The sequence below is a fragment of the Streptomyces sp. NPDC006624 genome (assembly GCF_040611555.1).
GTDB lineage: Bacteria > Actinomycetota > Actinomycetes > Streptomycetales > Streptomycetaceae > Streptomyces.
This window is the reverse complement of the sequence record NZ_JBEXOM010000007.1, coordinates 49,865-63,116: the sequence shown is the minus strand read 5'-3', so window position 1 is coordinate 63,116 and position 13,252 is coordinate 49,865. Positions and strand designations below refer to the sequence as shown.

Genomic DNA, 13,252 nt, shown 5'->3' with positions numbered 1-13,252 from the left:
TGGGACCCGCCGGAAAGGGGCGTGACCCCTGGGGGACGGGGGCGCCGAACCGCCGTCCCGCGGTGGCCTAGTCTGGTCGGGTGACGACGCCCGAAGACGACGCGACCCGCCCCGAGGCCCCACTGGAGCGCGCCGTACGGGCAGCCGAGCAGGCGCTGATCGAGTACGAGATCGCGCTGGAGACCTTCCGCGTGGAGGTGGAGAACTTCTCCCGACTCCACGAGCAGAAGCTCGGCCCGCTCTACGCCCGCCTGGAGGAACTGGACGCCCGGATTTTGGAGGCCAGGGCCGCCCGCAGCGGCGACGCCGACGACCGGCGCCGTGCGGAGGAGGCCCGGGCCCGGCTCGCCCCGATCCCCGGCGTCGAGGAGCTGCTGCACGGCTGGATGGACGACAGCGGTCTGTTCCCCGAGGCCGTGGCCATGCTCACGGACCAGGCGGTCCGGCCCCCGCAGCGGGTCCGCCCCAGCGAGGAGGCCCGCAAGCTCTACCGGGACCTGGCCCGCAAGGCCCACCCCGACCTGGCGCAGGAGGAGGCGGAGCGGGTGCGGCGCGAGGAGTTCCTCACCCGCGTCAACGCCGCCTACGCCCGCGGTGACGCGGCGGAGCTGCGCGAGCTCGCCGAGGAGTGGGCCAAGGGGCCGGAGCTGCAGCGCGGTCCGAGCCGTGCCGAGGAGTTGTACGCCCGCCTGGAGTGGCTGGCCCAGCGCAAGGAGATGCTCTCCCTGCTCGCCAAGGAGCTCGAGGACAGCGCCATCGGCCACATGCTCCAGCTCGCCCCGGACGACCCGGACCGCCTCCTGGACGAGATCGGCCAGGGGCTGCTCACGCAGGTCACCGAGCGCGAGGCGGAGCTGGCCGCACTGCTCGGCCAGGGACAGGGCGGCAGCGGGGACTGAGCCGTGCCCCGGTCGTCCCTGCCCGGATGCCCCAGGGCGGTTCCGGTAGCGTCGGACGCATGAGTTTCGGAGCTGGTGTGCCCACGGTCGAGGTCGCGGACCTCAAGGACGGCGACTTCCTGCTGGACGTCCGGGAGGACGACGAGTGGAAGGCCGGTCACGCCGAAGGGGCGCTGCACATCCCGATCAGTGAGTTCGTCGCCCGGTACGGCGAACTGACCGAGGCCGCCCCGCAGGACGGCCGGATCAACGTGATCTGCCGTTCCGGCGGCCGTTCCGCCCAGGTCACCATGTACCTGGCCCAGCAGGGCATCGACGCGGTGAACGTCGACGGCGGCATGCAGATGTGGGAGGCGGCGGGCCGACCGGTCGTGACGGACGACGGAGAACCGGGCTTCGTCCTCTGAACACCCACGGGTCCACCGGCCCGGTGAGAACCCACGGGTCCACCGGCCCGGTGAGAACCCACGGGTCCACCGGCCCGACGGACCCGGCGATCCCGTAGAGCCTCAAGGATTCCCAGGACCTGCGAGCCGCCCACCCGGACGTGTTCACGCCAGGGGATGAGCCGCGAGCCGGGAGCCGCGAGCCGGGAGCCGCGAGCCGGGAGCCGCGAGCCGGGAGCCGCGAGCAAGCCCCCCGGCGCCTCCCCATGCCCCGCCGCCGGTCGCAGTGACCCCGCCCCGAGCGCCAGCGCGCAGGTCCCCACGGCGAGCAGGTCGCACAGCCGCTCCCACGCCCCCTCCGCGTCGATGACCTCCCGGGCGGCCTGCCGCGCCGAAGTCAGCCGCGGTTCACCGAGTCGCTCGCGTCTGAGGGCATCCAGATAGAACGGGTTCTAGAAAAGGGGAATGGGTGTACGGGCTGGGGCCTTAGGCTGTCCCTCCTGTGGACGACCGGCCGGGGCACCTGTGGACGACCTGCGGGGGTCCCCTGTGGACCAGGGGGACCGCCGTGCCCGAGAGGTCCGGGCACCGTACGGTCGGCTTCCGCGGTGTGGCGACGGCCACGGCCCGGACCGGAGGCCAGGGGCTGTGCGCGGGTGTGCGGCCTGAGTACGGTGCCGGTGCCGACGTCGTGCGAGGGCGCGCGGGCGGTGCGACGCCCCGCTGCCGGGCGGACGGAACGACGGACCGGGATCGGGAACGGGGCGGGATGGACGCGTACGACGAGGGCTCCGCAGCCCGGCGCGCGCCGGGCGGGCCTGACGACCCGGGCGGGCCCGGCGCTCCCGGCCTCCCGGGACCGCCCGCCGAGCCGTGGCCGCCGGTGGTGCCGGGCCCCCAGGGCGAACCCCGCACCGGCGTCGCCGCGCTCTCCCTCCCCTACCGGCTCGCCGTCGCGCTGGCGCTCGCGGTCGTCGGGGGCCTGGTCTGTGTGCATCTCGGGATGACGTTCCTGCACGTCGCACCGCCGAACACGGTCACCCGGGAGCACGGCGGGGCCGTGGACGACTGGATCTATCCGGAGTTCGAGCAGAACTGGAAGCTCTTCGCGCCGAACCCGCTGCAGCAGAACATCTCCATCCAGGTCCGCGCCTCGGTGCGCGGGACGGACGGCATGACGGTGACCACGGGCTGGTACGACCTGTCCGCCGAGGACGGCCGGGCCATCGACGGCAATCCGCTGCCCAGCCACACCCAGCAGAACGAACTGCGCCGCGCCTGGGACTTCTTCGTCGCGACCCACGACGGCGAGAACCGGCCGGTGGGCCTGCGCGGCACGCTCTCCGAGTCCTATCTGCGCCGGATCGCGGTGCTGCGCCTGGACCGCGACGACGCGGTGCGCGCCACGACCGGGGGCGGCGGTGTCCTGGAGCGGATACAGGTCCGCTCCCGCACCACCAACGTCCCCCCGCCCGCATGGAGCCGCGAGAAGGTCGGCACGACCCCGTCCTACCGTGAGCTGCCGTGGTGGAGGGTGCCGCGGGACGAGGCCGGGGGAGGGGTGCGGTGAACCGCTTCTCCCTGGCCGTCTCGCGCGCCATCGCCCGGGTCACCGAGGCCGCCCTCGGCCCGTACCAGACCGCAGTCATCCGCATCGGCTTCAGCGCCACCTGGCTGCTGTTCCTGCTGCGCGAACTCCCGCACCGCCACGAGCTGTACGGCCCCGACGGCCCCTGGAGCTGGGACCTCGCCGCACAGCTGATCACCACCAACCGCGCGTTCACCGTCCTGATGTGGACGGACGGCGGCCTCTGGTTCGAGAGCGTCTACGCGCTCGCCGTCCTCAGCAGCGTCCTGCTGCTGCTCGGCTGGCGCACCCGCACCATGTCGGTGCTGTTCATGGTCGGTGTGCTGTCGCTGCAGAACCGCAGCGTCTTCATGGGCGACGGCGGCGACAACGTGCTGCACCTGATGTCGATCTACCTGGTGTTCACGCGCTGCGCCCAGGTGTGGTCGCTGGACGCCCGGCGGGCCGGGCGGAACCGGGCGGCCCGTGCGCGGGGCGAGCGGGTCACCGACCGGACCGGCCCCGTCCTGTGGGGTGTGCTCGGGTTCGTGCTGGTCGCGGCGACCCTGGCCGGCCGGATGGACGGTGACGACCGGCTGATACCGGCCGTGCTGTGGACGGTGTGGCTGGCCCAGGGCCTGTGGTGGCTGGCCGGGCGCCGCGCGCGGACCGGCGAGCCGCGGATCGTGCTCGACGTCGTCGCGAACATCGTGCACAACGGCGCCCTGCTGGTGATCATGGCCGAGGCCTGCCTCATCTACGCGACGGCCGGCTGGTACAAGATCCAGGGCTCCCGCTGGCAGGACGGCACCGCGGTCTACTACCCGCTCCACCTGGAGTACTTCTCCCCCTGGCCCGGGCTCGCCGGCCTGCTGTCCGCCAGCGGCACCGTGGTGATGCTGGTGACCTACGGGACGGTCCTCGTGCAGGTCGCCTTCCCGTTCACGCTGCTCAACCGGCGGGTGAAGAACGTCCTGCTGGCACTGATGATCACCGAGCACGCCGTGATCGCGGTCGTCCTCGGCCTGCCGTTCTTCTCGCTGGCCATGATCGCGGCGGACGCGGTGTTCCTGCCGACGGCCTTCCTGCGCCGCCTGGGCGGCCGGACCGCACGCGCGCGGGACGGCCTGCTGCGCCGCGCCCGGCGCGCACCGATCCCCGGGCAGCGCACCCGGGAGAGTCCGCGGACCACGCACGTAGGCTTCGGTGCATGACCGACCCCGTCACCGTCTGGCACCGGCTCGCCGGTGACGCCGTCCTGCTCGACGGCTTCCACGCCCTGAAGCACGCGCTGCGTTTCGGCGCGGAGGTGCCGGTGGCGGTCACCGCGGACCGGCCGGCCGCGCTCGCCCTGGCCGACGAACTGGCCCCCGACGTGCGGGACGCGGTGGCCGGGCTCCTGACGGAGGTCCCGCAGGCGACGTACGCCTCGCTCGTGCTCCGCCCGCACCCCACCGCCGTGGCCGCGCTGGCGGTGCGCCCGTCCCGCGCGTCCCACCTCGCCCGGCTGGCCCACCTGCCCCGCACCGCCCCGGTCGTGGTGCTCGACAATCCCCGCAACCTCGGCAACGCCGGCGCGGTGATCCGCCTGGCCGCGGGGTTCGGGGCGACCGGCGTGGTGACGACCGGGACGCTCGACCCTTGGCACCCCACGGTCGTGCGCGGCGGTGCCGGTCTGCACTTCGCCACGGCCGTCGAACGCCTGGAACTCGCGGACCTGCCGCCGGGCCCGCTGTTCGCCCTGGACCCGGAGGGCGACGACCTGCGGGACACCGAACTCCCGGACGACGCCGTCCTCGCCTTCGGCTCCGAGCGCACGGGCCTGTCGGCCGGACTGCGCGCCCGGGCCGACCACCTGCTGTCGCTCCCGATGCGCCCGCAGGTCAGCAGCTACAACCTCGCGACCAGCGTGGCCATGACCCTGTACCACTGGAGCTGCGGAACGCCCCGTTGAGGGCGCGGGGCACCGCGCGGACAGCCACGGACGACCCGCGGCCGCACAGCGCCCCGCACCCGCTGGCTCCTCCTGGGCCTCCAGCCGCACAGCGACCCGCAGCCCTCCGGGGCTCCTAGGCCTCCCGCCGCACCTCGACCACCCGGAAACGGTTGGCGACGAACGCGCCGTCACACAGCGCCGCACTCGCCGCCGGATTGCCGCCCGAGCCGTGGAAGTCGGAGAACGCGGCGGTCTGGTTCACGTAGACCCCGCCCGTCAGGTTCAGCGACAGCTGGGCCGCCTCCTCCAGGCATGCCTCCTGCACGTCCCGCTCGACCTCCGGGTCGGTCGTGTACGCCCCGACGGTCATCGCGCCCTTCTCGCGGACGGTCCGCCGCAGCAGCTCCACCGCGTCGGCCGCCGAGTCCACGGCGACGGCGAAGGACACCGGCCCGAAGCACTCGCTCATGTACGCGGCCTCGGCGTCCGGCTTCGAACCGTCCAGCTTCACGATCACCGGCGTGCGCACGACCGCGCCGGGGAAGTCCGGGTTGGTGATCTCGCGGGAGGCCAGGGCGACCTCGCCCAGCCCCGCGGCGGCCTCCAGCCGGGCCTTCACGTCCGGGTTGACGATCGCCCCGAGCAGCGCGTTGGCCCGGGCGTCGTCGCCCAGCAGCCCGTCCACGGCCCGGGCGAGATCCGCGACGACCTCGTCGTACGACGTGGGGCCCTGGTCCGTGGCGATGCCCTCGCGCGGGATCAGCAGGTTCTGCGGGGTCGTGCACATCTGGCCGCTGTACAGCGACAGCGAGAACGCCAGGTTGGACAGCATGCCCTTGTAGTCGGAGGTGGAGTGCACGACGACCGTGTTGACGCCGGCCTTCTCCGTGTAGACCTGCGCCTGGCGGGCGTTGGCCTCCAGCCAGTCGCCGAACTCCGTCGAGCCCGTGTAGTCGATGATCCGGATCTCGGGGCGCAGCGCGAGCGTCTTGGCGATGCCCTCGCCGGGCCGTTCGGCGGCCAGCGCGACCAGGTTCGGGTCGAAGCCGGTCTCGGCGAGCACCTCGCGCGCGACCTGCACGGTGAGCGCGAGCGGCAGCACCGCGCGCGGGTGGGGCTTGACCAGGACCGCGTTGCCGGTGGCCAGGGAGGCGAACAGGCCCGGGTAGCCGTTCCACGTCGGGAAGGTGTTGCAGCCGATCATCAGGGCGACGCCGCGCGGGACCGGCGTGAACTGCTTGGTCATCGCCAGCGGGTCGCGCTTGCCCTGGGGCTTGGTCCACTCCGCCGTGTCGGGCGTGCGCACCTGCTCCACGTACGCGTACGCCACCGCCTCCAGGCCGCGGTCCTGCGCGTGCGGGCCGCCGGCCTGGAACGCCATCATGAACGCCTGGCCGGAGGTGTGCATGACCGCGTGCGCGAACTCGTGCGTCCGGTCGCTGATGCGCTTGAGGATCTCCAGGCAGACCACCGCGCGCTGCTCCGCGCCCGCGTCCCGCCAGGCCCGCTGCCCGGCCTTCATCGCGGGCAGCAGCACGTCGAGGTCCGCGTGCGGGTACGTCACGCCCAGGTCGATGCCGTACGGGGAGGTCTCACCGCCCACCCAGTCGTCCGTGCCCGGCTGTCCGAGGTCCATGCGGGTGCCGAGCAGCGCGTCGAAGGCGGCCTTGCCCGCCGCCGCGTCCAGGCTGCCGTGCTCCCCGTAGGCCTTCGGGTGCTCGGGGTGCGGGGACCAGTACGCGCGCGTGCGGATCGCTTCCAGCGCCTGGTCGAGGGTGGACCGGTGCCGGGCGATCAGCTCGTGCGCCGAGAGTGCGGCGGTCATGGGTGACCATCTCCTCGTCTCAAGAACTCCTCGTCGAGTTCATGACCTGGGCAGAAACCTGGGCAGGAACACTCGGACAGAGCTAGAGTAACCGAACGATCGGTCGGTTCAAGGGGGTCCGCCGCATCTGTGGAAAACCCCGTGCGGGAGGATCGCGCACATGACAGCACTCGACCTCAGCAGCCCCGTGGCCGTCGTCGGCACCGGCACCATGGGCCAGGGAATCGCCCAGGTCGCGCTGGTCGCGGGCCATCCGGTACGGCTGTACGACGCCCTGCCGGGGCGGGCCCGGCAGGCGGCCGACGCGATCGCGGCCCGGCTGGACCGGCTCGTCGAGAAGGAGCGGCTCTCCGCCGCCGACCGGGACGCCGCACGCGCCCGGCTGCTGCCGGCCGGGACCCTCGCCGAGCTCGCCGACTGCGCCCTGGTCGTCGAGGCGGTCCTGGAGCGGCTGGACGTCAAGCAGGGGCTGTTCCGCGAGCTGGAGGACGTCGTCGGCGACGACTGCCTGCTCGCCACCAACACCTCCTCCCTGTCCGTCACCGCCATCGCCGGCGCCCTGCGCTCCCCCGGCCGTTTCGTCGGCCTGCACTTCTTCAACCCGGCCCCGCTGCTGCCGCTGGTCGAGGTCGTCTCCGGCTTCGCCACCGACGTCACCTACGCCACGCGCGCGTACGAGACCGCCCGCGCCTGGGGCAAGACGCCGGTCGCCTGCGCGGACACCCCCGGCTTCATCGTCAACCGCATCGCCCGGCCCTTCTACGCCGAGGCCTTCGCGGTGTACGAGGCGCAGGGCGCCGACCCGGCCACCATCGACGCCGTGCTGCGCGAGTCGGGCGGCTTCCGGATGGGCGCGTTCGAGCTGACCGACCTGATCGGCCAGGACGTCAACGAGTCCGTCACGCGCTCGGTCTGGGAGTCCTTCTTCCAGGACGTGCGCTTCACCCCGTCCCTCGCCCAGCGCCGCCTGGTGGAGTCCGGCCGGCTGGGCCGCAAGACGGGGCAGGGCTGGTACGACCACGGGGACGGCGCCGAGCGCCCCGAGCCGGACACGGCTCAGAAGCGGCAGCCGCCCGCCCACGTCGTCGCCGAGGGCGACCTGGGACCGGCCCGCGAGCTGCTCGCGCTGATCCGCGAGGCGGGCATCCCGGTCCGCGAGGAGGACGAGGACAACGGCACCCGCCTGGTGCTGCCGAGCGGCGGCCAGCTGGCCCTCGCCGACGGGCAGACCTCGGTGGAGTTCCGGGACGTCGTCTACTTCGACCTCGCCCTGGACTACCGCAAGGCGACCCGGATCGCCCTGTCCGCCTCCCAGGACACCGCCCCGCGGACCCTCGCCGAGGCCGTCGGCCTCTTCCAGGCGCTCGGCAAGGAGGTCACCGTCATCGGCGACGTGCCCGGCATGATCGTCGCCCGGACGGTGGCCCGGATCATCGACCTCGCCCACGACGCCGTGGCCAAGGGCGTGGCCACCGAGGAGGACATCGACACCGCGATGCGCCTCGGCGTGAACTACCCCCTGGGCCCCTTCGAGTGGAGCCGCCGGCTCGGCCGCTCCTGGGCGTACGCGCTGCTGGACGACCTGCACCTGCGCGACCCCTCGGGGCGCTACGCGCCTTCCCTCGCGCTGTACCGCCACGCCCACGCCTCCGACCAGCGGGAGGACACCGCCCCATGACCACCGCCAAGCGCGACACGTACACGCCGGACACGCTGCTGTCCGTCGCCGTCCGGGTGTTCAACGAGCGCGGCTACGACGGCACCTCCATGGAGCACCTCTCCAAGGCGGCCGGCATCTCCAAGTCCTCGATCTACCACCACGTCACCGGCAAGGAGGAGCTGCTGCGCCGGGCCGTGAGCCGGGCGCTGGACGGCCTCTTCGGGATCCTCGACGAGGAGCACGCGCGCGTGGGGCGCGCCGCCGAGCGGCTGGAGTACGTCGTCCGGCGCATGGTCGAGGTGCTCATAGCCGAACTGCCCTATGTGACGCTGCTGCTGCGCGTGCGCGGCAACACCGGCACCGAGCGGTGGGCGCTGGAGCGGCGCCGCGACTTCGACCACCGGGTCGCCGACCTGCTGAAGGCCGCGGCCGCCGAGGGCGACGTACGCGGCGACATAGAGGGCCGGCTGGTGACCCGGCTGGTCTTCGGCATGATCAACTCGATCGTCGAGTGGTACCGGCCGGACGGCCGGGGCATGAGCGAGCGCGAGGTCGCCGACGCGGTGGTGCAGCTGGCGTTCGGAGGGCTGCGGAAAGGCGCCTGAGTCAGCCCTGCGGCTCCAGGTCCTCCTCCTCGAACACCAGCAGCGTGCGGGTGCTCAGCACCTCCGGGATCGCCTGGAGCCGGGTCAGCACCAGCTCGCGCAGCGACCGGTTGTCCGGCACGTGCACCAGCAGCAGCACGTCGAAGTCCCCGCCCACCAGGGCGATGTGGGAGGCGCCGGGCAGCTGTCTGAGCTGCTCGCGGACCGTGCGCCAGGAGTTCTGCACGATCTTCAGGGTGACGTACGCGGACGTGCCCTGACCTGCCCGCTGGTGGTCGACGCGGGCGCCGAAGCCGCGGATGACGCCGTCCTCGACGAGCCGGTTGATCCGGGCGTAGGCGTTCGCGCGCGAGACGTGGACCCGCTCGGCGACCGACCGTATCGAGGCGCGGCCGTCCGCCTGGAGCATGCGCAGGATGTCCTGGTCGATGGCGTCCAGGGGCCGCGGCGGCGGCAGCGCACCGCTGTCGTCCTGGCTGTCGGCCCTGCTGTCGGCCATTTGTTCAGATGCCACCCGCGCCACCCTCCCCGCCATGGACGTACTGCGTCCATCTCAGGGTGTGGAGAACCGTTTGTCCACAGCCTGGGGCCACCCGTAGCCAAAATGTGCCGGCGACCGAACAATCGGTAGGTGAGGCGGGTCACAGCCGACGTGCCTCCCACAGCCGCTCCCACGAGGAGGTGCCGTCATGACGGTCATGGAGCAGCGGGGCGCTTACCAGCCGACCCCGCCGCCCGCCTGGCAGCCCCGGACCGATCCCGCGCCGCTGCTGCCCGACGCGGAGCCGTACCGCGTCCTCGGCACCGAGGCCGCCGCGAAGGCCGACCCGGAGCTGCTGCGGACGCTGTACGCCCAGCTGGTGCGCGGCCGCCGCTACAACGCGCAGGCCACCGCGCTGACCAAGCAGGGCCGCCTGGCCGTCTACCCCTCCACCACCGGGCAGGAGGCGTGCGAGATCGCCGCCGCCCTGGTCCTGCAGGAGCGCGACTGGCTGTTCCCGAGCTACCGCGACACGCTCGCCGTCGTGGCCCGGGGCGTGGACCCCGTCGAGGCGCTGACGCTGCTGCGCGGCGACTGGCACACCGGCTACGACCCGCACGAGCACCGGGTCGCCCCCCTGTCCACCCCGCTCGCCACGCAGCTGCCGCACGCCGTGGGCCTGGCGCACGCCGCCCGCCTCAAGGGCGACGACGTGGTCGCGCTGGCCATGGTCGGCGACGGCGGCACCAGCGAGGGCGACTTCCACGAGGCGCTGAACTTCGCGGCCGTGTGGCAGGCCCCGGTCGTCTTCCTCGTGCAGAACAACGGCTTCGCGATCTCCGTGCCGCTCGCCAAGCAGACCGCGGCCCCGTCCCTGGCCCACAAGGCCGTCGGCTACGGCATGCCCGGCCGCCTGGTCGACGGCAACGACGCCGCCGCCGTGCACGAGGTCCTCTCCGACGCCGTGCGCCACGCCCGCGCGGGCGGCGGCCCCACCCTCGTCGAGGCGATCACCTACCGCATGGACGCCCACACCAACGCCGACGACGCGACCCGCTACCGCGGCGACGCCGAGGTCGAGACCTGGCGCGCGCACGACCCGATCGCGCTGCTGGAGCGCGAGCTGACCGCGCGCGGCCTGCTCGACGAGGCCGGAATCGAGGCCGCCCGCCAGGACGCCGAGGCGATGGCCGCGGCCCTGCGCGAGCGGATGAACCAGGACCCGGTCCTGGACCCGATGGACCTGTTCACCCACGTCTACGCCGAGCCCACACCCCAGCTGCGCGAGCAGCGGGAGCAGTTGCGGGCCGAGCTGGAGGCCGAGGCCGAGCCGGAGAGGGGCACGCACCGATGACCACCGTCGCCGTCAAACCGGCCACCATGGCCCAGGCCCTCACGCGCGCGCTGCGCGACGCGATGGCCGCCGACCCCGCCGTGCACGTCATGGGCGAGGACGTCGGCACCCTGGGCGGCGTCTTCCGCGTCACCGACGGACTCGCCGAGGAGTTCGGCGAGGACCGCTGCACGGACACCCCGCTGGCCGAGGCGGGCATCCTCGGCACCGCCGTCGGCATGGCCATGTACGGCCTGCGCCCGGTCGTGGAGATGCAGTTCGACGCGTTCGCCTACCCGGCGTTCGAGCAGCTCATCTCGCACGTCTCCCGCATGCGCAACCGCACCCGCGGCGCGATGCCCCTGCCGATCACCATCCGGGTCCCCTACGGCGGCGGCATCGGCGGCGTCGAGCACCACAGCGACTCCTCCGAGGCGTACTACATGGCGACTCCGGGGCTCCATGTCGTCACGCCCGCGACCGTCGCCGACGCCTACGGGCTGCTGCGCGCGTCCATCGCCTCCGACGACCCGGTCGTCTTCCTGGAGCCCAAGCGGCTGTACTGGTCGAAGGACTCCTGGAACCCCGAGGAGCCCGCGCCCGTCGAACCGATCGGCCGCGCGGTGGTGCGGCGCCCCGGCCGCAGCGCCACGCTCATCACGTACGGGCCGTCCGTACCCGTCTGCATGGAGGCGGCGGAGGCGGCCCGGGCCGAGGGCTGGGACCTCGAGGTCGTCGACCTGCGCTCCCTGGTGCCGTTCGACGACGAGACGGTGTGCGCCTCGGTGCGGCGGACGGGACGCGCGGTCGTCGTCCACGAGTCGGGCTCCTTCGGGGGCCCGGGCGGGGAGATCGCGGCCCGGGTCACGGAGCGCTGCTTCCACCACCTGGAGGCGCCGGTGCTGCGGGTGGCCGGGTTCGACATCCCGTACCCGCCGCCGATGCTGGAGCGCCACCACCTGCCCGGTGTGGACCGGATCCTGGACGCGGTGGGGCGTCTGCAGTGGGAGGCCGAGAGCTGATGGCACAGGTGCTGGAGTTCAAGCTGCCCGACCTCGGTGAGGGACTGACCGAGGCGGAGATCGTGCGCTGGCTGGTCGAGGTCGGCGACGTGGTCGCGATCGACCAGCCGGTCGTCGAGGTCGAGACGGCCAAGGCGATGGTCGAGGTGCCCTGCCCCTACGGCGGTGTGGTCACGGCCCGCTTCGGCGAGGAGGGCACCGAACTGCCCGTCGGGGCGCCGCTGATCACGGTCGCGGTGGGGGAGCAGGCGGCCTCCGGTGGCGCCGGCGAAGCCGACGAGACCAAGGGCTCGGGCAACGTCCTGGTCGGTTACGGCACGTCCGAGGCGCCCGCGCGGCGACGCCGGGTCACGCGCGGACAGCCGCTGTCCGGCACGCCCCGGGCGGCCGGCGGACGGGCGGACAGCGCCGTGACGGCGGCGGTGAACGGGCAGGACGGCGGCGCGGCACGGTCCGTCGGCCGGCAGGCCACCGCCCCCGGGACCGAGGACGGCCCCGTCCCGGTGATCTCGCCCCTGGTGCGCCGCCTGGCCCGGCAGAACGGCCTGGACCTGCGCGAGCTGACCGGCTCCGGACCCGACGGCCTGATCCTGCGCGCGGACGTGGAGTACGCCCTGCGCGCGGCGGGCCGCGGCACCGCGGAGGCACCGGCACCCGCGGCGCCCGCCGCACCGGCACCCGCGGCGCCCACCGCACCGACGCCCACCGCACCGGCGGCCCGGCCCGCCGCGGCCACGGCTCCCGGCGAGGTCCGGACGCCGCTCAAGGGCGAGGTCCGTACGCCGCTCAAGGGCGTCCGCGGCGCCGTCGCCGACAAGCTGGCGCGCAGCCGCCGCGAGATCCCGGACGCCACCTGCTGGGTGGACGCGGACGCCACGGAGCTGATGCGGGCCCGCGCGGCCATGAACGCGGCCGGCGGCCCGAAGATCTCCCTGCTGGCGCTGCTGGCCCGCGTCTGCACGGCGGCCCTGGCCCGTTTCCCCGAGCTCAACGCCACGGTCGACGCGGAGGCCAGGGAGATCGTCCGGTTCGACCAGGTGCACCTGGGCTTCGCCGCGCAGACCGACCGGGGACTCGTCGTCCCGGTCGTCCGGGACGCGCACGCGCGCGACGCCGAGTCGCTGACGGCCGAGTTCGCCCGCCTGACCGAGGCGGGCCGGGCCGGGACGCTGACCCCGGCGGACCTGACCGGCGGCACCTTCACGCTCAACAACTACGGCGTCTTCGGCGTGGACGGCTCCACCCCGATCATCAACCACCCCGAGGCCGCGATGCTCGGCGTCGGCCGCATCGTCCCCAAGCCGTGGGTGCACGAGGGCGAGCTGGCGGTGCGGCAGGTCGTCCAGCTCTCGCTCACCTTCGACCACCGGGTGTGCGACGGCGGCGTGGCGGGCGGCTTCCTGCGGTATGTGGCGGACTGCGTGGAACAACCGGCGGTGCTGCTGCGGACGCTGTGATTCCTGTTCTCCCCGTGAGCAGCCGTTCGTGATCGCTTCACTTCCCCCGCGTTCCGTGTGATCGCGGGGGCACGCATACTC

12 protein-coding genes and 1 pseudogene are annotated in these 13,252 nt (G+C 73.6%); 10 read left to right on the top strand and 3 right to left on the bottom strand.

Going from position 1 to position 13,252, the window contains the following annotated elements:
• Window positions 1–80 precede the first annotated feature (80 nt).
• Both ABZY20_RS15480 and ABZY20_RS15475 read left to right on the top strand, forming a co-directional pair.
• Window positions 81–899 (top strand): hypothetical protein, encoded by an 819-nt coding sequence (locus ABZY20_RS15480; RefSeq protein WP_356441840.1) that lies wholly within the window; start codon window positions 81–83, stop codon window positions 897–899.
• A gap of 77 nt (window positions 900–976) precedes the next feature.
• Window positions 977–1,306: a rhodanese-like domain-containing protein gene (locus tag ABZY20_RS15475; RefSeq protein ID WP_356442251.1), complete on the top strand. Its 330-nt coding sequence runs from the start codon at window positions 977–979 to the stop codon at window positions 1,304–1,306.
• Window positions 1,307–1,575: 269 nt separating this feature from the next.
• On the opposite strand, the pseudogene ABZY20_RS15470 reads toward ABZY20_RS15475, so the two are convergent.
• Window positions 1,576–1,707, bottom strand: a pseudogene (locus ABZY20_RS15470) (acyl-CoA dehydrogenase); the annotation flags it as partial.
• Between the two features lie 347 nt (window positions 1,708–2,054).
• Between ABZY20_RS15470 and ABZY20_RS15465 the strand changes: the two are divergent.
• From ABZY20_RS15465 to ABZY20_RS15455, 3 genes are read left to right on the top strand one after another with little or no spacing between them, the layout of a single operon-like run.
• On the top strand, window positions 2,055–2,855 hold the full coding sequence (locus ABZY20_RS15465) for a DUF5819 family protein (RefSeq protein WP_356441838.1): 801 nt from the start codon (window positions 2,055–2,057) through the stop codon (window positions 2,853–2,855).
• Window positions 2,852–4,066 (top strand): HTTM domain-containing protein, encoded by a 1,215-nt coding sequence (locus ABZY20_RS15460; protein ID WP_356441836.1) that lies wholly within the window; start codon window positions 2,852–2,854, stop codon window positions 4,064–4,066. The genes ABZY20_RS15465 and ABZY20_RS15460 overlap by 4 nt, the downstream gene beginning before the upstream one ends.
• Window positions 4,063–4,806: a TrmH family RNA methyltransferase gene (locus tag ABZY20_RS15455; protein ID WP_356441834.1), complete on the top strand. Its 744-nt coding sequence runs from the start codon at window positions 4,063–4,065 to the stop codon at window positions 4,804–4,806. The genes ABZY20_RS15460 and ABZY20_RS15455 overlap by 4 nt, the downstream gene beginning before the upstream one ends.
• A 115-nt stretch (window positions 4,807–4,921) precedes the next feature.
• Here ABZY20_RS15455 and paaN read toward each other — a convergent pair whose 3' ends face one another.
• Window positions 4,922–6,613, bottom strand: coding sequence for a phenylacetic acid degradation protein PaaN (paaN, locus tag ABZY20_RS15450; RefSeq protein ID WP_356441833.1), 1,692 nt, complete (start codon window positions 6,611–6,613; stop codon window positions 4,922–4,924).
• Window positions 6,614–6,773: 160 nt separating this feature from the next.
• On the opposite strand from paaN, the gene ABZY20_RS15445 reads away from it, so the two are divergent.
• Both ABZY20_RS15445 and ABZY20_RS15440 read left to right on the top strand, forming a co-directional pair.
• Window positions 6,774–8,291, top strand: coding sequence for a 3-hydroxyacyl-CoA dehydrogenase (locus ABZY20_RS15445; protein WP_356441831.1), 1,518 nt, complete (start codon window positions 6,774–6,776; stop codon window positions 8,289–8,291).
• On the top strand, window positions 8,288–8,878 hold the full coding sequence (locus ABZY20_RS15440; protein ID WP_356441830.1) for a TetR/AcrR family transcriptional regulator: 591 nt from the start codon (window positions 8,288–8,290) through the stop codon (window positions 8,876–8,878). Before ABZY20_RS15445 ends, ABZY20_RS15440 begins: the two co-directional genes overlap by 4 nt.
• Window position 8,879: 1 nt before the next feature.
• On the opposite strand, the gene ABZY20_RS15435 is transcribed toward ABZY20_RS15440, so the two are convergent.
• Entirely contained in the window at window positions 8,880–9,377 is a 498-nt protein-coding gene (locus tag ABZY20_RS15435; protein WP_356441829.1) for an Lrp/AsnC family transcriptional regulator, read from the bottom strand.
• Between the two features lie 190 nt (window positions 9,378–9,567).
• Between ABZY20_RS15435 and pdhA the strand changes: the two genes are divergently transcribed.
• The 3 genes from pdhA to ABZY20_RS15420 are packed head-to-tail and all read left to right on the top strand — an operon-like array spanning window position 9,568 to window position 13,171.
• Window positions 9,568–10,713 (top strand): pyruvate dehydrogenase (acetyl-transferring) E1 component subunit alpha, encoded by a 1,146-nt coding sequence (gene pdhA, locus ABZY20_RS15430; protein WP_356441827.1) that lies wholly within the window; start codon window positions 9,568–9,570, stop codon window positions 10,711–10,713.
• Window positions 10,710–11,714 carry an alpha-ketoacid dehydrogenase subunit beta gene (locus tag ABZY20_RS15425; RefSeq protein ID WP_356441825.1) on the top strand — a complete coding sequence of 335 codons (1,005 nt, stop codon included), beginning with the start codon at window positions 10,710–10,712 and terminating at the stop codon, window positions 11,712–11,714. The genes pdhA and ABZY20_RS15425 overlap by 4 nt, the downstream gene beginning before the upstream one ends.
• Window positions 11,714–13,171 (top strand): dihydrolipoamide acetyltransferase family protein, encoded by a 1,458-nt coding sequence (locus ABZY20_RS15420; RefSeq protein WP_356441824.1) that lies wholly within the window; start codon window positions 11,714–11,716, stop codon window positions 13,169–13,171. Before ABZY20_RS15425 ends, ABZY20_RS15420 begins: the two co-directional genes overlap by 1 nt.
• Window positions 13,172–13,252 lie beyond the last annotated feature (81 nt).